This window comes from Ahrensia kielensis DSM 5890 (assembly GCF_000374465.1).
Taxonomy (GTDB): domain Bacteria; phylum Pseudomonadota; class Alphaproteobacteria; order Rhizobiales; family Rhizobiaceae; genus Ahrensia; species Ahrensia kielensis.
Genome location: NZ_KB894529.1, coordinates 440,281 through 462,577, shown reverse-complemented (window position 1 = coordinate 462,577; position 22,297 = coordinate 440,281). Strand labels below are relative to the sequence as shown.

General features: G+C 47.3%; 21 protein-coding genes. 5 read left to right on the top strand and 16 right to left on the bottom strand.

The features are described 5' to 3' along the window. The first annotated feature begins 85 nt into the window (after nt 1-85). Together pnp and C504_RS0108385 are read left to right on the top strand one after the other, a co-directional pair. Nucleotides 86-2,212 carry a polyribonucleotide nucleotidyltransferase gene (gene pnp / locus C504_RS0108390; protein WP_026317328.1) on the top strand — a complete coding sequence of 709 codons (2,127 nt, stop codon included), beginning with the start codon at nt 86-88 and terminating at the stop codon, nt 2,210-2,212. Between the two features lie 82 nt (nt 2,213-2,294). After that, entirely contained in the window at nt 2,295-3,290 is a 996-nt protein-coding gene (locus C504_RS0108385; protein ID WP_018688884.1) for a class I SAM-dependent methyltransferase, read from the top strand. Here C504_RS0108385 and C504_RS17490 read toward each other — a convergent pair whose 3' ends face one another. The 4 genes from C504_RS17490 to fabA form a co-directional block, all read right to left on the bottom strand. Beyond that, nucleotides 3,291-4,817, bottom strand: coding sequence for a putative bifunctional diguanylate cyclase/phosphodiesterase (locus C504_RS17490; RefSeq protein WP_018688883.1), 1,527 nt, complete (start codon nt 4,815-4,817; stop codon nt 3,291-3,293). A 104-nt stretch (nt 4,818-4,921) separates the two neighbouring features. Further along, nucleotides 4,922-5,728: an enoyl-ACP reductase FabI gene (gene fabI, locus C504_RS0108375; protein ID WP_018688882.1), complete on the bottom strand. Its 807-nt coding sequence runs from the start codon at nt 5,726-5,728 to the stop codon at nt 4,922-4,924. Between the two features lie 20 nt (nt 5,729-5,748). Then, nucleotides 5,749-6,969: a beta-ketoacyl-ACP synthase I gene (gene fabB, locus C504_RS0108370; RefSeq protein WP_018688881.1), complete on the bottom strand. Its 1,221-nt coding sequence runs from the start codon at nt 6,967-6,969 to the stop codon at nt 5,749-5,751. A gap of 56 nt (nt 6,970-7,025) precedes the next feature. Beyond that, entirely contained in the window at nt 7,026-7,541 is a 516-nt protein-coding gene (gene fabA / locus C504_RS0108365) for a 3-hydroxyacyl-[acyl-carrier-protein] dehydratase FabA (protein ID WP_026317327.1), read from the bottom strand. Nucleotides 7,542-7,706: 165 nt separating this feature from the next. Between fabA and irrA the strand changes: the two genes are divergently transcribed. Next, nucleotides 7,707-8,144, top strand: coding sequence for an iron response transcriptional regulator IrrA (irrA, locus tag C504_RS0108360; protein WP_018688879.1), 438 nt, complete (start codon nt 7,707-7,709; stop codon nt 8,142-8,144). Nucleotides 8,145-8,169: 25 nt separating this feature from the next. Here irrA and C504_RS0108355 read toward each other — a convergent pair whose 3' ends face one another. Beyond that, on the bottom strand, nt 8,170-8,727 hold the full coding sequence (locus C504_RS0108355) for an SH3 domain-containing protein (protein WP_052323632.1): 558 nt from the start codon (nt 8,725-8,727) through the stop codon (nt 8,170-8,172). A gap of 177 nt (nt 8,728-8,904) precedes the next feature. Here C504_RS0108355 and C504_RS0108350 point away from each other — a divergent pair, with 177 nt between their 5' ends. Next, a complete protein-coding gene (locus C504_RS0108350; protein WP_018688877.1) occupies nt 8,905-9,912 on the top strand; it encodes a 2-hydroxyacid dehydrogenase in 1,008 nt (335 codons plus the stop codon). A gap of 51 nt (nt 9,913-9,963) precedes the next feature. Here C504_RS0108350 and C504_RS19095 read toward each other — a convergent pair whose 3' ends face one another. From C504_RS19095 to C504_RS0108305, 9 genes are all read right to left on the bottom strand, one after another. Further along, the gene (locus C504_RS19095; protein ID WP_425393372.1) at nt 9,964-10,866 is read right to left on the bottom strand and encodes an NADH-quinone oxidoreductase subunit E; all 903 of its coding nucleotides are present in this window, start codon (nt 10,864-10,866) and stop codon (nt 9,964-9,966) included. Between the two features lie 79 nt (nt 10,867-10,945). Next, complete coding sequence (locus C504_RS0108340) at nt 10,946-11,692, bottom strand: HesA/MoeB/ThiF family protein (RefSeq protein ID WP_018688875.1); 747 nt, start codon at nt 11,690-11,692, stop codon at nt 10,946-10,948. Next, a complete protein-coding gene (gene recF, locus C504_RS0108335; protein WP_018688874.1) occupies nt 11,685-12,854 on the bottom strand; it encodes a DNA replication/repair protein RecF in 1,170 nt (389 codons plus the stop codon). The genes C504_RS0108340 and recF overlap by 8 nt, the downstream gene beginning before the upstream one ends. 41 nt (nt 12,855-12,895) lie before the next feature. After that, the gene (dnaN, locus tag C504_RS0108330) at nt 12,896-14,014 is read right to left on the bottom strand and encodes a DNA polymerase III subunit beta (RefSeq protein ID WP_018688873.1); all 1,119 of its coding nucleotides are present in this window, start codon (nt 14,012-14,014) and stop codon (nt 12,896-12,898) included. Between the two features lie 216 nt (nt 14,015-14,230). Further along, entirely contained in the window at nt 14,231-15,733 is a 1,503-nt protein-coding gene (gene dnaA, locus C504_RS0108325) for a chromosomal replication initiator protein DnaA (RefSeq protein ID WP_041951648.1), read from the bottom strand. An 842-nt stretch (nt 15,734-16,575) separates the two neighbouring features. Further along, nucleotides 16,576-16,842 carry a 30S ribosomal protein S20 gene (rpsT, locus tag C504_RS0108320; RefSeq protein WP_018688871.1) on the bottom strand — a complete coding sequence of 89 codons (267 nt, stop codon included), beginning with the start codon at nt 16,840-16,842 and terminating at the stop codon, nt 16,576-16,578. Nucleotides 16,843-17,033: 191 nt separating this feature from the next. Continuing rightward, nucleotides 17,034-17,807 carry an enoyl-CoA hydratase gene (locus C504_RS0108315; protein WP_018688870.1) on the bottom strand — a complete coding sequence of 258 codons (774 nt, stop codon included), beginning with the start codon at nt 17,805-17,807 and terminating at the stop codon, nt 17,034-17,036. Nucleotides 17,808-17,854: 47 nt separating this feature from the next. After that, nucleotides 17,855-18,736, bottom strand: a complete 882-nt coding sequence (gene mutM, locus C504_RS0108310) for a bifunctional DNA-formamidopyrimidine glycosylase/DNA-(apurinic or apyrimidinic site) lyase (protein WP_018688869.1) — start codon at nt 18,734-18,736, stop codon at nt 17,855-17,857. Next, nucleotides 18,729-19,976 (bottom strand): phosphopentomutase, encoded by a 1,248-nt coding sequence (locus C504_RS0108305; protein WP_026317325.1) that lies wholly within the window; start codon nt 19,974-19,976, stop codon nt 18,729-18,731. Before C504_RS0108305 ends, mutM begins: the two co-directional genes overlap by 8 nt. Before the next feature lie 131 nt (nt 19,977-20,107). Between C504_RS0108305 and C504_RS0108295 the strand changes: the two genes are divergently transcribed. Beyond that, complete coding sequence (locus C504_RS0108295) at nt 20,108-21,001, top strand: phosphate/phosphite/phosphonate ABC transporter substrate-binding protein (RefSeq protein WP_169385095.1); 894 nt, start codon at nt 20,108-20,110, stop codon at nt 20,999-21,001. Between the two features lie 24 nt (nt 21,002-21,025). Here the strand turns inward: C504_RS0108295 and C504_RS17475 are convergent, their stop codons facing one another. Continuing rightward, nucleotides 21,026-21,640: a TadE/TadG family type IV pilus assembly protein gene (locus C504_RS17475; RefSeq protein WP_018688865.1), complete on the bottom strand. Its 615-nt coding sequence runs from the start codon at nt 21,638-21,640 to the stop codon at nt 21,026-21,028. Between the two features lie 24 nt (nt 21,641-21,664). Further along, nucleotides 21,665-22,213 carry a TadE/TadG family type IV pilus assembly protein gene (locus C504_RS0108285; protein WP_018688864.1) on the bottom strand — a complete coding sequence of 183 codons (549 nt, stop codon included), beginning with the start codon at nt 22,211-22,213 and terminating at the stop codon, nt 21,665-21,667. Nucleotides 22,214-22,297 lie beyond the last annotated feature (84 nt).

The window sequence follows — 22,297 nt, the reverse complement described above, 5'->3', positions numbered from 1 at the left end:
CCAGTCGTCTTGCCCAAGCTCATAATGAAGAAAAAGCGCACGCTAAATGTAGCAGTGCGCATGCATGAACTTGAAAGGACAAGACATGTTCGATCACCATAAGGTGGAAGTTGAGTGGGGCGGTCGCACGCTAACACTCGAAACAGGTAAAATCGCCCGTCAGGCTGACGGTGCAGTATTGGCAACATACGGCGAAACAGTCGTTCTTGCGACAGTTGTATCTGCAAAAACAGCTAAGCCAGGCCAAGACTTTTTCCCGCTAACAGTAAACTATCAGGAAAAGACATTTGCTGCGGGTAAGATTCCAGGTGGTTTCTTTAAGCGCGAAGGCCGTCCTTCTGAAAAAGAAACACTAACATCACGTCTAATCGACCGTCCAATCCGTCCGCTTTTCGCGGAAGGCTATAAGAACGAAACACAAGTTGTTTTGACCGTTCTTCAGCACGATCTGGAAAACGATCCAGATATGGTTGCAATGGTCGCTGGCTCTGCCGCACTAACAATTTCTGGCGTGCCATTCATGGGCCCACTTGGTGCTGCACGAGTTGGCTATATCAATGGCGAATATGTTTTGAACCCGCATATTGACGAGATGGAAGAGAGCGATCTTGACCTTGTTGTTGCTGGCACACAAGACGCCGTTTTGATGGTTGAATCAGAAGCTAAAGAGCTAGACGAAGAAACAATGCTCGGCGCTGTCATGTTCGGTCACAGAGGCTTCCAGCCTGTTATTAAAGCCATCATTTCACTTGCTGAAGTTGCTGCGAAAGACCCACGCGATTATACGCCAGAAGATTTGTCTGCACTTGAAGCTGAAATGGCTAAGATTGCAGCTTCTGATCTGTCTGCAGCATATAAAATCACAGACAAACAAGAGCGTTACAAAGCTATTGATGCGGCGAAAGCTAAAGTCAAAGAAGCAATGTTGCCGGAAGATGGTGAAGGTGAACATACGCCTGAACAAATCGGCGCTGTATTCAAATCATTGCAGGCGAATGTTGTTCGCGGTGACATTTTGAAAACAAAGAAACGTATTGATGGCCGTGATCTGGAAACAGTTCGCCCAATCGTTTCTGAAGTTGGTGTATTCCCGCGTACACACGGTTCTGCAATCTTTACCCGTGGTGAAACACAGGCAATGGTTGTTGCAACTTTGGGTACTGGCGATGATGAGCAGTTCATCGACTCGCTAACAGGCACGTACAAAGAAAGCTTTATGCTGCACTACAACTTCCCACCATATTCTGTGGGTGAAGCTGGCCGCATGGGCTCACCGGGCCGCCGCGAAATTGGTCACGGCAAATTGGCTTGGCGCGCGGTTCATCCGATGCTCCCAGCACCGGAAGATTTCCCATACACTATCCGCGTTGTTTCAGAGATTACTGAATCAAACGGTTCATCTTCTATGGCTTCCGTTTGTGGTGCATCATTGTCAATGATGGATGCTGGCGTTCCGATCAAAGCACCTGTTGCTGGTATCGCGATGGGCCTTATCAAAGAAGGCGATGATTTCGCTGTTCTTTCCGATATCCTTGGCGATGAAGATCACCTTGGCGATATGGACTTTAAAGTTGCTGGTTCTGAAAATGGTATCACTGCATTGCAGATGGACATCAAAATTCAGGGTATCACTGAAGACATCATGAAGATCGCATTGGAGCAGGCTAAAGGCGGCCGTATCCATATTCTCGGTGAAATGGCAAATGCATTGTCAGAGAGCCGCGGTGAGCTTGGTGAGTTTGCACCGCGTATCGAAGTGATGCAGGTTCCAGTTGATAAAATCCGTGATGTTATCGGCGCAGGCGGTAAAGTTATCCGCGAAATCGTTGAAAAAACAGGCGCGAAAATCAACATCGAAGACGATGGTACTGTGAAGATCGCATCTTCATCTGGCAAAGAAATCGAAGCTGCGAAAAAGTGGATTCACTCAATCACAGCTGAGCCGGAAGTTGGCGAAATCTATGAAGGCACAGTCGTTAAGGTTGCTGACTTTGGCGCATTCGTAAACTTCTTTGGACCTAAAGACGGTCTCGTTCATATTTCTCAGCTTGCCAGTGAGCGTGTTGCGAAAACAGCGGACGTTGTAAAAGAAGGCCAGAAAGTTTGGGTTAAACTGATGGGCTTTGATGACCGTGGTAAAGTTCGCCTTTCCATGAAAGTTGTCGATCAAGAAACTGGAAAAGAATTTCCAAAAGAAGAAAGCGAAGACTGATCTAACAGTCCCACTTGAAACTTGATACATAAGCGCGGCCCTGATTCAGTCAGGGCCGCGTTTTTTAATTATAGGAATAGATATGGCCGGCAGCGCTGATACACTCTTTATGCCCATTGAAAATGGTGAAGTGCCACTTGGTGATGGTAAATGGTTCTATCTTGGAGCCAAAGCCATTGAGGGTGGGTTTTCAGACGATTTACGCGCCGCACTCGTGTGCGAGCAATCAATGCGCGGCCCTTATATGGATTTGCAAATGCGCGGCATGGATGTCCATCCGAGCGTTGAAAGCAGCACTCTTTTCTCTGGTGCACTCATCCTTATCGGTAAGCACCGTGCAGAAAATGAAGCGATGGTCGCGCGCGCATCAACAATGGTTGCAAGTGGCGCGCCGATATTGATTGCTGGTGATAAAACCAGCGGCGTTGTGCCTTTGCGCAAGCGCATGTCAAGTTTTGTGGACGTGGATGGCTCTCTTGCCAAGTTTCATGCCACGGTGTTTTGGCTGCGCAATAGCGCTGAAATCGCGACCAATTTGAACTCAAATAAAGCCTCACCTGAGGGTTTTAAAACATCGGGCGGTATGTTTAGCGCTGGAAAAATTGACAAGGGTTCAGCGCTCCTTGCTGAGCATCTTGATGACAGCATACGCGGCGATATCGCAGATTTTGGCGCAGGCTGGGGCTATCTTAGTGCGGAGCTTCTTAGCCGTTTTAATCCCCGTACCGTGCATCTTTATGAGGCACATTGGGCATCATTAGAAGCTGCAAAAGAAAATCTAAGCAGTTATGATCAGGGGCAAATTAGCTATTATTGGCATGATCTTGCCAGAGAGCCTGTTGGCAAAAAGTTTGATTGGATCATCATGAATCCGCCCTTTCATACGGCTCGTAAAACAGAGCCGCAGTTGGGCGTACAATTCATTGAAACAGCCGCTAAATCCTTAAAACCAAAAGGCGCACTGCTTATGGTCGCCAATGTGGCGCTGCCTTATGAGAAAGCTCTGCAGCAACACTTTACCAAAGTAACGCAGTTGGACCGTAGAGATGGTTTTAAACTGCTCAAAGCATTGAGATAATTACGCTGCCTGCTGAGTATCAAAGGTACGATCTTCAAGGGCAAGCACTTCCTCAAATGCGAGAGGTTTGCCGAAGTGGTATCCTTGAACAAGGTTACAACCAGCAGCTTTCAAGAGGATTGCCTGTGCCTCATTCTCGATGCCTTCTGCGATAACGCGCGCACCAAGCGAATGGCCGAGATTGACAATCGTTGCAATCATCAGGTTTCGCTCCTTGCTTTGATCAAGGCGGTCAATGAATGACTTGTCGATTTTAATTTTATCAAAGCAGAGTTCAGATAAATTGGTAAGGTTAGAGTAACCCGTACCAAAATCATCAATCGCGATTGCGACTTCCATTTGGTTGAGCTTTTTGAACAGACGGCGCATGCGCATATGGTCTTTGATCAAAATATTCTCGGTTATTTCCAGCTCAAGACGCGAAGCAGGTAGACCAGTTTCAGCTAAAATCGCGTTCAAAGTTTCAATGAATTTCGGGTGCTCCAACTGAACCGTAGAAACGTTGACGGCCATTCTCAAGTCTGGTTGAAGCTGAACAGCATCAAGGCAAGCGCGGCGAAGCACCCATGTGCCTATTTCTTGGATTAAACCGCAATTCTCAGCAACAGAGATAAAGTCCGCAGGGGAAATCGCGCCTTTTTCGTGATGCGTCCAGCGTAATAGCGCTTCATAGCCCTTCAAAGCACCGCTGTTGAGATCGTATTGTGGTTGATAGACAAGACGGAATTCTTCGCGTTGCAAAGCGTATGAAAGTTCACTTTCAAGCCATTGATTATACGAGGCCTGATGGCTCATCTCTGGATGATAAATCGTGTATGATCCGCGCCCAGATTGTTTGGCATTTGTACGCGCAAGATTGGCATGGCGCAGAACTTTTTCAAATGACGTTCCACTACCTGTGTTGAGCTCAGCAATGCCGCCATTGGCATAAACAGGGTAGGAAATAGTGCCAATGCGTACCGGTTTTGAAAGTGCGCTCAATAGCGCTTCAACAGCCGCTTGAAGTTCAAGCTTACCATGGCCGACTTTTAACGCCACGACATACTCACTGCCATTTGTGCGGGCCAAAGGCCCTGCGTCCCCTACAAGTGAAGAAAGTCGTTTTGCAAGTATTTTTAAAACAGCATTGCCAGTCTCGGTTCCATAGACATTGTTGATGAGCTTTAGCTCATCAAAATCCATGCTGATGACATAATAATGATCCAGAGACTTGGATTTGTCGGATTTATCGACGAGCTCTTTTAGCGCTAATTCTAAGCCAGTGCGTGAAAGCAGACCTGTTACGACATCTGTACGCAGCGCTTTTTCAAAGTGAAGTGTTTTCTCATCACCGCCGGCAAAATAGGCGTGCGCACAGCCAGCGCCAGCAAGTGCCGCTAGGCCGGCGATAATGGAGCCGGTGCTCGCAAAAGCTATCTGTGGGTCAATGCCTGAAAATGACATGCGTGTAGACCACAGCGCTAACGATGCAGCGCCAAAGCCACTCGAAAATACCGTGCATGCGCGAAAGAATAGATTTTTGCTCATGTGCCCTTACCTAGATGAGTAAGGGTACTTATGAGCTCCTAACAAGGTATTGATATTTCCTCATTGGATTTGTCCCACAACACGATTTTCAGCGCTATGGTTTATTAATCGTCAACGCTTTTTAATTGCTCTGGGCGCGGCATAGATGTGATGTTGTATCCAGAATCAACGAAATGTATTTCGCCAGTAACACCGCCAGAAAGATCGGAAAGCAAATAAAGGCCAGATCCACCGACCTCTTCTTGCGTAACGGTTCGCTGGAGGGGAGCATTGCGCTGTTGATGCGCAAACATCGCACGTGCATCACCAATGCCTGCGCCTGCTAATGTGCGCATAGGGCCGGCGGAAATCGCATTAACGCGAATACCGTCAGGACCAAGATCATTGGCCAAATAACGCACGCTGGCTTCAAGCGCTGCCTTAGCAACGCCCATAACATTGTAATTTGGCATCACACGTGTTGAGCCACCATAGGTAAGCGTCAGCAAAGAGCCGCCATTCGTCATCAAAGGAGCTGCAAGCTGGGCAACTTCTGTGAATGAATAGGCAGAGATAACCATTGTTTGAATGAAGTTTTCGCGCGTGGTGGCATCCACGTAGCGGCCTTTTAATTCGCTCTTATCCGAAAAGCCGATAGCGTGAACAACAAAATCAAGCGTTCCCCACTCGTCTTTCAACGTGTCGAATACAGATTTCACTGTTGCAACGTCAGAAACATCACATGGTAAAATGAGCGAAGCACCAACGCTTTCCGCAAGTGGTTTCACACGTTTTCCGAGCGCATCACCTTGATAGGTAAAGGCAAGTTCTGCGCCATGGTCATGTAAAGTTTTTGCAATACCCCAAGCGATAGAGTTGCTATTGGCGACACCCATAATGAGGCCGCGTTTTCCGCTCATAATACCTTGCATGTTTTTTGAACTCATTCCTATCAACCGTTATAAAGCTGGAAAGCCAGCGTTGCATTCGTACCGCCGAAGCCGAATGAATTCGTAATTGCTGCTTCAAGTTCGATATTATCAATGCGCTTTAATGCTATTGGCATGTCAGCAAACAGTGGATCAAGCTCTGTGATATGGGCACTTTCACACACAAAACGGTTCTTCATCATCAAGAGAGTGTAAATGCTTTCTTGAACGCCCGTCGCACCTAATGAGTGACCTGTCAGCGATTTTGTTGAAGAAATATGCGGAATGTCATTGCCGAAAACAGCTCTGATGGCTTCCATTTCGCGCTCATCGCCTACCGGCGTTGATGTTCCGTGAGTGTTAATATAGCCGATTTTTCCATTTACGGTTGAGATCGCCATATTCATGCAACGTGTAGCGCCTTCACCTGAAGGGGCCACCATGTCGTAGCCGTCAGATGTTGCGCCATAGCCAACGATTTCGCCATAAATTTTTGCGCCGCGCGCTTTTGCATGTTCTAATTCTTCAAGAACCAGCACACCAGCACCACCAGCAATAACAAAACCGTCGCGGGTTTTATCATAAGCGCGTGAAGCTGTTGAAGGCGTATCATTATGCTTGGAGGACATAGCGCCCATTGCGTCGAACATGTTGGACATTGTCCAATCTAGATCTTCGCTGCCGCCAGCAAACACAATATCCTGCTTGCCCATTTGAATCACTTCATAGGCGTTACCAATGCAGTGGTTTGATGTCGCGCATGCCGACGATATCGAATAATTGATACCTTTAATTTCAAACGGCGTCGCCAGCGTTGCAGAAGCTGTAGATGACATTGTTTTTGGCACAGCAAACGGGCCAATACGCTTTGGTGAATTGTTTTTCTCAGTCAACAAAGCTGCCTGATAGACAGTCTGAGTAGACGGACCACCGGACCCCATCACAATGCCTGTGCGGATATTGGAAACGTCTGATTTTTCTAAGCCAGAATCATCAATCGCCTGCTGCATTGCCAAATAGTTCCAAGCAGAACCTTTTGCCAAAAAGCGTGTTTGACGGCGATCAAGAACTTCAAACGGATCGACTTTTGGTGCGCCATAAACATGGCTACGGAAGCCATGCTCGACCATGTCGGGTGAAGTTGTGATGCCTGATTTTGCATTGAGCAATGAATCAAGTACTTCCTCGGCGTTATCACCGATTGAAGAGACGATACCCATTCCTGTAACGACAACGCGTTTCATAAAATCTTCCCGTTTTTATTTGGTTGTGTAACCAATATAGTAAAGTTCGTGGCTAATTACGAAGCCTGATCTTGGAAAAGCGCAACACGCAAATCTTTTGCAGTGAATACGGTTTCTCCGTCAGCTTTAACGATACCATCAGCAATTCCAAGAACAAGACGTCCACGCATAACACGTTTAAAGTCAATTTCGAACTCAACCAACTTCGTTTCAGGTGTTACCATGCCGGTAAACTTTACTTCGCCAGTGGAAATTGCACGGCCTTTGCCAAGCTCACCAAGCCAACCAAGATAAAACCCTGTTAGCTGCCATAGCGCATCAAGGCCGAGGCAACCGGGCATAACTGGATCGCCAATAAAATGGCAAGGAAAGAACCAAAGATCAGGATTGATGTCGAAAGCGGCGCGAATACACCCTTTACCGTGCTCACCACCTGTTTCGGAAATTTCAGTGATCCGATTAACCATCAACATCGGTGGTGCAGGTAACTGGGCATTGCCCGGACCAAACATTTCACCGCTTGAACAAGTTAGAATCTCTTCATAAGTGTAGCTGGATTTTTGTTCAGCCATCAAATTGCCCTCTTTTTCGTCTGCATAGCGTGCATAAAGTATCAATGCCATTACTATTGTTGTTACCGCAATGCCATCCCATCTATTGATTGGCGTTGATTATGCGAATATACTGGAAAATGTAAGGGCAATACGAATTTTTCCCTACTTCAACAGGTTTGAGTGATGATTAAGACGAACAAAGACGTCAAAATCAATGAGCGAAACGTCCGCGGGATGCTAAATGCCGCTGGATTGCGTCCAACGCGCCAGCGCTTGGCTTTGGCTGAAATGTTGTTTTTGGAAGATGATCGTCACGTCGCAGCAGAAGATTTGCATAAACAAGCGGTTGAAAATGGCGTTCCGGTTTCATTGGCAACCGTTTACAACACGCTGCATCAGTTCACAGAGGCAGGTTTGCTTCGTATTCTGGCGATAGAAGGCCAGCGCACCTATTTTGATACCAATACAAGCGATCACCATCATTATTTTGTTCAAGATTCAAATGATGTGATGGACGTGCCTGATGGCGTGATCACTGTTGATAATCTTCCAATTCCTCCAGAGGGTATGGAAATTGCGAATGTCGATATCGTCATTCGCTTGAGGAAAAAAACAAGCTAATACAGGCTTTTGATAGCCTTTATCCTTAGTTTTCGAATTTCTCGTCTGGGTACGCACCCCAAAGATCAGCTTGATCCGTAAAGCCGTGGATTTTTTTGCCATCGTTTAAGATTTCTAGTTCGCACCAGACACCGTCACATTTTTGAACATTGGCCAGAACGCCAGGCTCAACGAAAGCGACTTCTTTTGCACCTGATTTAGGACTTTCATACACATTGATCGTCTCACCTGACGAACCTGCGCGCCACGGTGTTGTGATGACTGTTCTGTCGCCGGAAAGAAGAGAGCCGTGAATCCAGCCCATAGTTCCTTCTGAATCGCGCACACGGCGCCAATTGTCATATTCTTGAATGATTTCGAATGGTAAGCCGGATTTGAGATACATCCATGAAACAGCATAGTCTTTGCCTGGACCAACCCGCATGTTCACGCGCTCTGATTTTAAGCTAACAAAACGTGGCAGTGGAAGCCCACTTGGGCCCCGATTAATAGAGGATGTTTGTTGTGCATGGGCATTAGGCACCGCTAACAAAGAACCGGATGCCAATAACGAAATTGCTGACAACACATTTAGTAACTTCATAAACTTGAACTCAACCATTTTTACCCCAACACTGTTTCAACACCGACTAAAAATGTGGCGTATCTAATTCATTGCCAATTGTGACTGTTTTTGGTTAATGGGTACTCAACAAATGATTACCAAACTGATATTGTTTGCATCTGTTGAGCGATCTACGCGAAAATAATTAACTGAATAATGGAAGCGCTCTTGAATAAAACACCTATTGTAATCGTGACACGCAAACTACCGGAGACGGTAGAAACGCGTATGGGTGAGTTATTTAACGTCAAGCTTAATGACGCAGATCAGCCCATGGATAGAGAAGCCTTAGCGCAAGCCATGCAAGAGGCAGATGTTTTGGTGCCCACTGTAACCGACCGAATAGATGCTGATCTCATTGATCGCGCTGGCCCTAAACTGAAACTGATAGCTAATTTTGGTAATGGCGTTGATAATATTGACGTAACCGCAGCCCATGCAAAAGGCATTGTCGTTACAAACACACCGAACGTTCTCAATGAAGATACGGCCGATATGACGATGGCGCTTATTTTGGCAACGCCGCGCCGTCTTGTCGAAGGTGCGTCGCATTTGCTTGGTGAGAATGAATGGTCGGGCTGGTCACCAACATGGATGCTTGGCCGCCGTATCTGGGGCAAGCGCCTTGGCATTATCGGCATGGGGCGTATTGGCGTTGCAGTTGCGCGCCGCGCTAAAGCTTTTGGCCTCTCAATTCACTATCATAACCGTGAACCGATTGATGATAGTACGCATAAAGAGCTTGATGCGACCCATTGGGATAGTTTGGATCAAATGCTGGCACACATGGATATTGTGTCGGTTAATTGTCCTTATACGCCCGCCACATATCATTTGTTGTCTGAGCGTCGCCTTGAATTATTACAGTCTCATGCGTTTGTTGTGAACACGGCGCGCGGCGAAATCATTGATGAAAATGCATTGATACGCCTGCTTGAAGAAAACAAGATCGCCGGTGCAGGGCTTGATGTTTTTGAAGGTGAGCCAAAAGTTAATCCGCGCCTGAGTAAGCTTGCCAAGGGTGGGCGGGTGGTTTTGCTACCACATATGAGTTCAGCAACCATCGAAGGCCGCATCGAAATGGGCGAGAAGATCATTATCAATATCCGGATGATGGCAAGTGGCGACCGCCCACCTGACAGAGTTCTTCCATCCATGATTTAGGCAATAAAAAAGGCACCATAAGGTGCCTTTTTTGTTTTGAACTTATGTGCTTTAGCGCGGTTTTTTACCGAACACTTTAATGTATTCAGCTTCGCCGCCCTTAGCCAAGGCTTTTGCCTGTTTAATCCAATCGTCACGCTCAATACGGCCCTTGAAGGAAAGCTCATCATCAACGATAGCGATGTCGGCTTTTTTCCATTTAGCGATTTGACTGAAATGCCAGAAGCCAAGACCATTGAGCGTTTGCTCTAGTTTTGGGCCAACACCAGCAATCAACTTCAAGTCGTCAGCTTGGCCGTTAGGCTTGCTTAAGCGTTCTGGTCCTGCTGATGCAGACTTAGCCGCCGCAGGTTTAGATACTGCAGCCTTTTTAGGTGCCGCTTTTTTGGCTGCTGTGCTTGATTTGGTCGTTGCTGACTTCGTTGTTGCAGTTTTTGCAGCAGCAGGCTTCTTAGTGGTTGCGGCTTTTTTAGGTGCTGCAGATGCAGTCGCCGTTTTAGGAGAAGCTGCCTTCGTTGCGGCAGTTTTGCCAGTTGTTTTTGGCGCTGCAGTCGATTTCGCTTTAGACGTTGTCGTTTTTGCAGTGCTGGTTTTTGCTGCTGCCTTAGGCTTTGTTGTTTTGGCTGAAGACGCTGTCTTCGCAGCTGTCGTCTTTTTAGCTGCTGCCGGCTTCTTCGCAGGCGCTTTGCTCTTAGCCGTGTTTGATGTGCCCGCCATTAAACCAACAGCTTCCGCTGGCGGTAATTTAACGTCTGGTTCTGATGTTGTTTGTTCTTTTTCTACTGGTTTAGAAGTGATCGCTCCGGTCGTAGATTGAGCAGCAGGTTTAGCTGCTGCGGCAGATGATTGTGATCCGCCGGTCGAGTTTCCAGATGAATCTTTACCAAAATAGAAGTAGAGAAGAATTAGAATGAGAATAATCAGAATGATAAGACTGATTGCCATTAAGCTCATTACGATGCCCTTTAATATATACAAATGGCGCCGCCCCTCGACACCTTGACCGTAACATGTAGCGAAACATTGCTGTGCGTCAAGTTTTACGCTTAAATCGCATTTTTTCGAACCGGCATTCTAGGGCATCGTAAAGTAAAAGCTGCCCTATGAGCGGTGTCCCGATGCCAGTAACGAGCTTGATTACTTCGGCTGCTTGCAAGGTTCCCATAACGCCAGCCACGACACCAAGAATACCTGCCTCGGCACATGTTGGCACAACACCATCAGGCGGTGCTTTAGGGAAAATGTCCCGGTAACGCGGGTTATTTCCTTCAAAAGGCGCTAAAACAGTCAGAGAACCATCAAATCGCCCAAGAGCCGCTGCAACCAATGGCAGGCCTAAAGCCTCGGCTTGATCGGCAACGAGGTAGCGCGTTTCAAAATTGTCTGAGCCATCAACGATGATGTCATAGTCTTTGAAAATGCGCTGAGCATTGTCTGCGTTTAAGCGTTCATTATGAGCGATAACTTTAACGTGCGGGTTGATGTTCGCTATTGTTTTTGTTGCGCTGTACGTCTTTTTCTCTGAAATCTGATCTGTTGCGTGAATGATTTGGCGTTGGAGATTGGAAAGCGAAACCACATCATCATCGATGATGCCGAGCGTGCCAACACCTGCCGCAGCCAAATACATCGCAACTGGACTGCCAAGCCCGCCTGCGCCGATAATGCAAACACGCGCTGCTTTCAGCTTTTGTTGGCCTGCTCCACCAATTTCAGGCAGTATAATATGGCGTGCATAACGCTCAATTTCTTGACCCGTCAATTTAGCGTTTTTAGCCATCTTGTTCCCTGTTCAGGCTTCCGTTGTCGACGGTGAAATATTGCGCGCGACTACCAAGAGCGTCAAAGAGATTGCGGTCCGTTCCAGTCATAAATGCTTGCCCGCCGATAGCATGAATGCGGTCAAATAGAGCGGCGCGCCTATCAATATCTAAATGAGCCGCAACCTCATCAAGCAGCATGATGGGGGCAAGTTTTGAAACTGTTTTTGTGAGCATCCCATGGGCAAGAACAAGGCCGATAAGCAACGCTTTTTGTTCTCCGGTAGAGCAAAGACCTGCTTCCATATCTTTTTCGCCGTGCCGCACAATTAAATCGGCGCGGTGTGGGCCTGTGAGGGTTCGCTTTGCTGCACGGTCGCGGTAGCGCAAATCACGAAGCTTCTTTTTAAAGGTTTCTTCCAGATCAAAACCGTTCAGACCCTCAGCGGCCATCGCCTCCAATTCGCCTTCGAGCGCTAAATGTGCCGTCGGGAAAACGCTTTGTTGGTTTGTGCTCAATTGCTGTATTAAGCCCGTCAATAAAGAGACAAGTTCATAGCGCGCAGAAATCATGGCAACGCCAAGCGAAGCAAGTTGATCTTCTGCCGCATCAAGCCATTGATCTGTTTGCTGGTTCGGCACTTCATCAAGCAGTCGGTTGCGATTACGCATCGCTTTTTCATAATTACTGGCACGGCGCCCATGGGCAGGATCAATCGCCAGCACCATGCGATCCAAGAAACGGCGCCGATCTGATGCTGCTCCCGTAAACAGCCCATCCATAGAGGGAGTGACCCATATCACACGGCATAGATCAAGCAGCTCATCGGCGTTCTTCATCGGCGTGCCGTTGATGCGCACACGGCGAACCGGCGTTGCGTAAGGGTCTAGCCCAGCCGTGCCAGTGCCAATCGCATAATCCTCATCGTCCTTGTTTAAAGTCGCAAAGACTGAAAAGCCGTCAGGTGCCGTTTTATGTCGCATCGAGGAAAGTGGCGCACGGCGTAAGCCACGTCCAGGCGACATCAGTGAAACAGCTTCCATGAGATTTGTCTTTCCGGCACCGTTCGCACCGGTAAGAACGACATGATGGTCTGACAGATTAACACTGAGCTTTTCGTAATTGCGAAATGTTGTCAGCTTGATCTGGGATAGCCAAATTTGAGGGCGGTCGCCGACCATTTAGGATTTACCTTTATAATTCCAGCGACCAGCGCAGCGTTCTAAACGCGCATAGGCATTAAGACATAAAGTGCCAGCGCGTCGTTCGTATCCTCAATCAGCGTCGGTGAGCCTGCATCAGCGAGCAAAAACTTCACATCACTGCCAGATAGCTGATTGGCAATATCCAAGAGGTAGCGAGCATTAAAGCCAATTTCCATTGGCTCAGCATCATAGCTGACAGCTAATTCTTCTGTTGCAGATCCAGAATCAGGATTGTTTACGGAAAGTGTGAGCAATCCTTCAGACAGTGCAAGCTTAACGGCACGCCCACGTTCACTGGATACGGTAGAAACACGGTCAACAGCATCCGTGAAAGTCTTACGCTCAACTTGCATAGCCTTATCGTTGCCTTGAGGAATAACCCGCTGGTAATCAGGAAAGGTTCCATCAATCAACTTGGATGTCAAAACCACAGCGCCAATTGTCATGCGGATTTTGCTGTCAGATAATTCGACAATCACGGCCACGTCAGGGTTGTCGACGAGTTTTTGTAATTCGCCAACTGTTTTGCGCGGAATAATAATGCCGGGCATGTTTTCAGCGCCGTCAGGTGCTTCTGTTTCACAACGCGCCAATCGGTGTCCGTCTGTCGCCACTGCGCGCAGCACGATCTTGCCGTCACTTTCAGCGCTGTGAATGAATATACCGTTCAAATAGTAACGGGTTTCTTCTGTTGAGATCGCAAATTGTGTGCGCTCAATCAGGCGGCGCATCGTTGCGCTATCAAGACGGAATGTGTGACTAAACTCACCCGCAGCCAGCTGCGGAAAATCTGATTGTGGCAAGCACTGCAATTTGAAGTGAGAGCGACCAGACGCAACAGTCATGGTCGAACCTTCAGGGTCAACCGATAACATGACTTCCGAACCATCAGGCAGCTTGCGCACGATGTCATAAAGAAGATGCGCAGGAACTGTTGTGGCACCCGCTTGCTCAATCTGCGCTGGCGTTGCCTCTGTGATCTCGAGATCAAGGTCGGTGGCCTTAAGTTCAAGGCTGGCACCTTCAGCGTTCAAAAGCACGTTAGATAGAATCGGTATCGTGTTCCGGCGCTCTACAACACGGTGAACATGATTAAGTGATTTGAGAAGATTAGCTCGCTCGAGTGTCACACGCATGGCGTTCGTCCATTGGTCTATTCTGAATAATTATCGCCTACAGCTATAAATATCGCGCAGGTGTTTGGACGCCGAATGTGGCGCTTTAATAGGCTAATTGCAAGCTCAAGCGGGGCTGCAGGGGCACGATTAAAGCAAAGCTTGGGGAAAAACTGGGCGAAACCCCAAAATAGCAAAAGCCGCCCATGACAGGCGGCTTTCAAAAAGCAAAAAAGCTTATTCTTCAATTAGGCGGCGCAACAATTCCAACTCTTTGGAAAGATTGGTGTCAGCTGTTTTCATCTGCTCAACTTTGCGCACAGCGTGAAGCACTGTCGTGTGATCGCGGCCGCCAAATCGGCGTCCAATTTCAGGCAAAGAGCGCGGTGTCATGATCTTCGACAGATACATTGCAATTTGGCGAGGGCGCACAACTGTTCGCGTGCGGCGATTAGAGAGCATCTCATTGCGCGGCACATTAAAGTGTTGAGCAACGACCCGCTGAATATCTTCAATACGGATTTTCTTGCGTTCTTCGGCGCGGGTTAGGTGCCCAAGAATATCATCAACACGATCAAGTGAAATGTTCTGTTCAAATGATTGGCGGAAAATCAGCTGGTTGAATGCACCTTCCAGCTCGCGGAAGCTTGATGAAACTGTTTTTGCAACATGTTGCAAAACATCTTCTGCAATGTGCAGCGTAGCATCATCTTTGCGTGCATCATCCAAACGCTTTTGAAGCATCGCATGGCGCATCTCATAGTCTGGCGCTTCGATTTCTAGCGCGACGCCACCTTTAAGGCGCGAGCGCACGCGTGGATCAAGTGATTCAAGTTCAGAAGGTGGACGGTCAGCAGCTACAACGACTTGTTTTGCGCTATCGAGCAATGTGTTGATGAGGTGACAGAATTCAGATTGAATTTTCTCGCCTTGAAGAAACTGCATGTCATCAATGATGAGAAGGTCAATTTCATTCAGTGCATCTTTGAAAACCAGCGCTTTGCTGTCGCGGATAGCGCTGGCAAAGCGCCACATGAAATATTCAGCTGTTAGATAAACAACGCGCTGGTTCGGGTTTTTCGCTTTGGCAGCATTTGCGATTGCTTGAAGAAGGTGTGTTTTGCCAAGGCCAACAGAAGAATAGAAGAAAAGCGGGTTAAAGCGGGCAGCATTGGCGCCCTTATCAACGGCTGTACGCGCAGCTGCAAGGCAGACATTGTTCGACGGGCCTTCAATGAAATTGTCAAATGAATAGCGGCTATCAATTGGCGAACCTAGAACCGTGCCACGTGCGGCTTGCTCCTGAGCTGAGCCAATAATGGCTGTCTTGCTAACCGTAGAGCCTGGCATCGCCGGATGTCTGCTGGTTGTTGATGCAGCTTTAGCAGCTTGCTCTTTTTGGGCGAGAGCCTTGCTGGCATCTGCGCGCGCAGCGCTGCGCACGACGATATCAAGTTTCAAAACACTTGGTTCTTCTTTTTGCCAAAGGGCGAGCATGTCATCAAGGTAATGGCTGTTGATCCAAGTGCGCAGGAACGGTGTTGGAACAGATAATGTAACGACGCTGCTGCTAGATTGTTCAAGTTGCGCGCGGCCAAACCAGCTTTGGTATACTTCTGCGCCAATCTTGGCTTTTAGTAGCTGACATACGCGATCAAAAATCCGCGTTTGCTCTTTTTTAGAAGTTTCGGAAGTCTCGCCTTCGGTTGTTGCTGCCCCTGCAACTGATGCATCTGTCATTAAGCCAGTTTCCTCTTTCGCATCGCATTCTTTCGGTTGCGCAATGCGGACATGCTTGGAGACAAGTGCTCCAATATTCATGGTGTCCACTTTATCTGATTTTTTTGCGCCGTTTAAATGCATTATGCGAATTTCCTTTGTTGATTTTATGTGCCGCTATTAGGCGTTTCTTATTATTCTTGCCGAACCCCATCGGCATTCTTTTCTCCAAATTTAGGGCGCAAAAACCCTGTCGCGAAATTGTGGATTTCGCGTTTTGTATCGTCTTTATTTAATGGCAATGATCGATGAAAACCGATCCAGACTGAGAAGTGCTTATTGTTTGTGCCAGCCTTGTTTTGCTGGCCTCATTCAAGATCCCCATCTTGAATGCCCCGTTAAGTTCCCTCGTTCCGTGGATAAGGATATACCGCCAAGAACGCGCTGTGATCAAGTCGCGTTTACTCAAATTTAACGAATCAAAACGCTTGATAATTGAGTTGAAATAGGACTCACCAAGCCCAAATGCGGCTAAACGTTTGGGATTCCACAGTTTCTTTTTTTGAGGCTGATTTTGAACGAAGTAGAAAAAAATTTATAAAAATTTGCTTGACTCAGCGTTGGACGCTGAGACTCACTTCGCGTTGATTGACTGCAGGAATGTGAACGACTAAGCTATTGAAATGTAATGATAAAATATTTTAAACAAGATTCAGCGTGACATTTCAATGACATAGAAAAAAACGGATGCTGACGTCAGAAAATAAGTGATGAGCATGATCGCAGTGCCGCAAAATTAATGCGTTGCAACAAAAAAGCCCGACCAAACGGCCGGGCTTTTCAAAAAATATATATAGTCGGTATTAAGCAGAGATTGCTTTTACACGTGACGCGAGACGAGACACTTTACGTGATGCAGTGTTCTTGTGGTAAATACCTTTACCAGCAGCGCGCATCAATTCAGGCTGAGCCGCTTTGAGTGCTTCTGCAGCAGCGCTTTGGTCGCCTGAAGAAATTGCTTCTTCAACTTTACGTAGGAATGAACGAACGCGTGAGCGGCGAGCTGAATTAACTTCAGTGCGGCGAGCGATTTTGCGTGTCGCTTTTTTAGCGGATGGTGTGTTTGCCATAGTTGCCTCAAATTGTCGTTCTTATGAACGAATAAACCTTAGCCAGCTTGCGTATCATTAATGAAACGATTGTGGCACAAAAAAACATTATGGCGACCAAAGGCCGCCAAGTTGGTGTTGCTATAATACCAATGTTCTTGCACGTCAACGGTTTTTGCACATTGAGATCGTACAGGATAGAAATTGTTAGTCTAGCGGTTTTTAAACGAAGGGGAGCGTTTCTCTATAAACGCTGTCATGCCTTCTTTTTGGTCTTCTAACGCAAATGTTGAGTGAAATGCCCGTCGCTCAAACCGAAGACCTTCTTCAAGGCTCGTTTCATAAGCGCGGTTAACGGCCTCTTTGGCAAGCATAACAGAAGGAAGCGAGTAATCGGCAATCTTTTGTGCCGCACGAATGGCTTCTTCCAACAATTCTCCATCAGCAACAATACGAGAGACCAACCCGCAACTTTCAGCTTCCTCTGCGCTCATCATACGGCCAGTAAGAATCATATCCATTGCTTTTGCTTTGCCCACAAAGCGTGCGAGGCGCTGTGTACCGCCAATACCTGGTAAAATTCCAAGCGTAATTTCTGGTTGACCAAATTTAGCGCTCTGGCCGGCAATAATGAAGTCGCACATCATAGCAAGTTCACACCCGCCGCCAAGGGCATAGCCAGATACTGCTGCAATGATTGGTTTGCGTATGGCCGGAATATCGAGCCACCCCGCCATGCTATCTGCCATAAATGCACCGGCGAAATCTAAATCCTGCATTTCTTTGATGTCAGCACCTGCCGCAAATGCTTTCTCAGATCCTGTAATGACAATCGCGCCAATTTTGGCATCGTTATCAAAGTCTTTCAGTGCCAAGCTTAGTTCTTCAAGCAGGGCAGCGTTGAGTGCATTCAGTGCCTTTGGGCGATCAAGCGTGATGAGACCGGCACGGCCACGTTTTTCAACTATTAAATTCTGATACGCCATAGGGTTCCTTTTTCGTGGGCTTTATTAGAGTAAAGGGCCAAGTCGCCTTATCTTTGACATATAGGACAATAAAAAGTCGAGCGGCCACTTTGGACAATACGATTTATGGTGCCCCCACAGCCCTGTTTTCTGCATGGCATACCTTCTTGGTCATAAACGGCAAAACTGTGTTGGAAATAACCGAGCGTACCATCGGTCTGGGTATGATCGCGCAAAGATGATCCACCGGCTTGAATAGCATCGGCAATAACAGTGCGAATATGACCCGCAAGATCATTGCATCGCGCCGTAGGTTTGCCGTCCTTACGCACCAATGTGCCGGCTTTCCGTTTGGGAGATAGGCAAGAACGCCAAAGCGCTTCACACACATATATATTGCCCAGCCCCGCAATAAGCTTTTGGTCAAGTAGCGCGGCTTTCAAAGGGGCTGCTTTGCCCGCAAACATTGGGGCAAGGGCTTCTCCGCTCAATTGGTTGCCTGTTGGCTCTAGGCCAAGCGCGCTCAAATGCGGGTTCTCATGAATAAGATGCGCCTTATCCATGAACATAAAGCCAAATCGGCGCGGGTCATTATAGATAACCTGTGCTTGTTCGCCATTGCTTTGCTTTAGATGGAAAATGACATGGTCATGCGCTTCAATCTTTGCATGCTCATGATGACGTTCCCCAATATCGCCGTTTTGTGTGCGAAATGATCCTGACATACCCAAATGACAGACGAGAACGAAGCTGTTGTCGAAATGGATCATAAGATATTTGGCGCGGCGCGACAGGCTGGTTATTTTTACACCTTGAAGGCGAGCAGCCATATTATCGGGAAACGGAAACCGTAGATTGGGACGGCGCAATTCCAAACGCTCGAGCATCGCGCCTTGCATCACCGGCTCAAGCCCGCGCCTTACTGTTTCAACTTCAGGAAGTTCAGGCATCGGTTTTTATCTTATCTATAAAGGACGTTCCATATTTGCCGGCCGGTACCCCGAGATGAGCAGCAATCGTCTCGCCAATATCAGCAAAGCTTTTGCGAATGCCAAGTTGCACGCCCTTGGCGTTAGAGCCTTTTAATAGGCCAACAATAGGAATGCGCTCACGTGTGTGATCAGAGCCAGTCCATGTTGGGTCGCAGCCGTGGTCCGCTGTAATAATCATTAAGTCATCATGTTTAAGGGCAGCAATGAATTCAGGTAATCGTTTGTCAAAATGTTCAAGTGCAGATGCATAACCGGCGACGTCACGGCGATGGCCATATAGCTGATCGAAGTCGATAAAATTTGTGAATACCAGATCACCGTCACCCGCATGCGCCATAGCTTCTAATGTCGCATCGGCAAGGGCATCATTACCGTTGGCTTTTATTACTTCGCTAACGCCTTGGTGGGCAAAGATATCGCCAATTTTACCAACGGCGGTCACGCGTTTTCCCGTTGATGTTAGCCTATCCAGTAATGTTGGTTCTGGCGGCAGAACAGAATAATCACGGCGATTACCCGTACGAACAAAACTGTCCGGCGCCTCTCCAAGAAAAGGCCGCGCGATTACACGTCCAATATTGTAAGGATCAACAAGTTTGCGAACGGTTTCGCATAAAGCATAAAGTCTTTCTAAGCCGAAATGCGTTTCATGCGCAGCAATCTGAAAAACAGAATCAGATGACGTATAAAAAATAGGCCATCCAGATTGGATGTGTTCATCGCCGAAATTGGTCAGAGCTTCTGTGCCTGAAGAGTGGCAATTGGCCAGCGAGCCTTCAATGCCTGCTTCTTTATAAATGCTGTCGAGAAGGGCTTGCGGAAAAGTTTGTGTTTTGTGGGGGAAGTATCCCCAGTCGAACGTAACCGGCAATCCTGCAATTTCCCAATGCCCCGATGGCGTGTCCTTGCCGTTTGAAACTTCATCGCTAACGCCCCAGAAGCCATATGGCGAGCGCGCCTGCTTTGTCTTGGCCAAAGGGTGAGCGCTAGCAAGTTCAAGGGCGTGGAAAAAACCAAGGCCCGCAAGATTAGGACATTGAAGCGGCCCTTCACGGAGACTTGCTTTGTCAGCCTTACCGTTTTCTGTGTGTTCAAGAATGTGACCGACGGTATTTGAGCCTTCATCATTAAACTGTGCAGCATCATTTGCGCCGCCTAAACCAACGGAATCCATGACAAAAAGAAAGGCTCGGGCCATTTTAAATCCTAGTTATTGTGTCGGGCTTTAAGTATTTGTTGATTGCCCATAGTAAACAATTGATTATACAGGTTTGAAATGGGTCCGGTCCACAAATGTTTAAAGCCCCAATATCATTGTCACTGAGAAAATTGTCAAAAGCAGTTTCTTTAAGTTTGCTTGCTGCGGGGTTGTCATCCTCCCCCGTCTTAGCTGATTGGCGCAGTGACATGGGTGTCTTCCGTGTTGGTATTTCTGCAGTTGAAGGTGAAGCATTGCGTGCTGGCATTTTTGATGAGTTTAGAAAGCTGCTTGCAGAAACATTAAATATGCCCGTTGAGATATTTCAGGCCAACGATGCATCAACACTTATCGATGCGATGGCGTCTTCGCGCATAGAATATGCGATATTGCCAGCTGCAGGCTATGCTACGCTTGATATCTTTTGCTCATGTGTTTTGCCTATTGCTGCTCCTATTGCAGAAAATGGCAGCGATGCGGCCCGTTCCGTTTTCATCACAGATCAAAACCGCATTGCTACTTTAGAAGATGTCAGCGGGCGTAGAATTGCTGTGGGGCCACCTGCGTCCTTATCTGGGTTTATGTTGCCTTACGCTTTTTTCCAAGCATCAGACAAATCGCTCGAAAATAGCGGCGCTATAATTGTTGAAACTACGAGCCAAGCAGAAGCGGCAAAACTTTTTCATGATGGTGAAGTCGGTGGTTTTTTCGCGTGGGAAAGTGCAACGCTTGGCTCTGAAAAAACATATAAGAACGAATTTTTAAATGCTGTTGATGAAAACAGTGACCTGCGACCAGTAATTTTATGGCGCTCTGAGCCTGTACGTTACGGACCGCATGTTGTGCGCAATAATCTACCCAAAGAGGCCGTTGATGCACTATCAAGCGCACTTTTGTCGATGAATGAAAAAGCGCCACTTGCCTATGATGCAGTTTCGCCTGAACTCGCAGGCGGTATGCAAACAGTGTCGAGAGATGACTATAATGTGGTTAGCAAAATGGTGCGTACATTAGCAGAAAAGTAGTCAATGGGGCTGGGTAAAGAGAACTTAGCAATCCGTGCATGTAACGGTATCGGCGATACGCGGACGCAACCAATATTCTTCGGACATATCCAGCGCAGTATAAGTGTTACCGCCCACATCCGTTTTTGACCCAAGTACCCATGTGACAATCGGGCGATACTCAATTTCAGTAATGACTTTGATAAGAAAAGTTCCGTCCATGCGCAGCCGTTCAGGCACCGCAATCTTTGTGCCTTTACCTGAGCCAAAACCGCCATCAAATTTACCTTTATCATAACGCCGTGACCAGATGATCTCGCCGCCATCGGGATGCTTATCACGAACATCAACGCCAACAATCGTAATTCTCGGTTTGTCTGCCGTATATGGATACATAATCGCCGCACCGATTTCTAACATTGAATCGAGCGTCTTTTTGTCAACTTCTTGTTGCTGCGTAACCAAGTCGGCAACAGTACTGGCCACGCGCGCAGCTCGCTTGTTGACCGTTACGCCCGTCGAGATTTCAACAGTACCAAGATACAATGCTAAAAGAAGCGGGACGATGAGTGCGAATTCAACCGCAGCAATACCGCCTTTATCCTTGCGAAATTTTCTTAAAACGCTGCTGAGGCTATTTTGCTTGAATGCTTTTGTCATGCTTAATGTACTCAAATCGCGGATTTAAAAGGGTTCGTTCTGCCAAGTGGATGACGAATAAAGGAGCGTTTTTCCGTCCTCCAACCCAGAAAGGTGTGACTTCATAATGTCCGTGATGACAGGCCAGCGGTAAAACACACGCAGATGGTTGATTGTGCCTGCACCGCCTGGTTCATAGGTGAAACCGGATGTGTCTAACTTTTTCGGCGTCTCCATCGGAATTGTCGTCGGTACATCCGAAAATTTCTTGTACGATTTCAAATCGAATTCAAGCTCGGGGCAACCGCTTGAGACCAAGAGTTCTAAATCGTGGCATATCATTGCACGGAATTGATCTTTATTTGTGGTTTTCGGGTCAATTTGACCTGTGCGTACTTTGCGCGCTGCTTGGTCAACAGAATTGGCCATAACTTGCTGTGCGGTAAATGAGAGTGATGTTTCGAGAACGGCAAAAACAATCAAAATAAAGGGAATAGCGAGAATACCGAACTCGATCGCCGTTGCGCCATCATTATTATGCTTAAATCGGCTTAAAGCTGTACGGAGCCTGCCGATTTTTTCAATCCTATGCACTTTGTGTTGCTCCTGATACTCAGATCAAAAAAGCATAGCCGAAAAACCTTTAAAACTTCTTGCGCAAACCGCTAGAATGTTAGG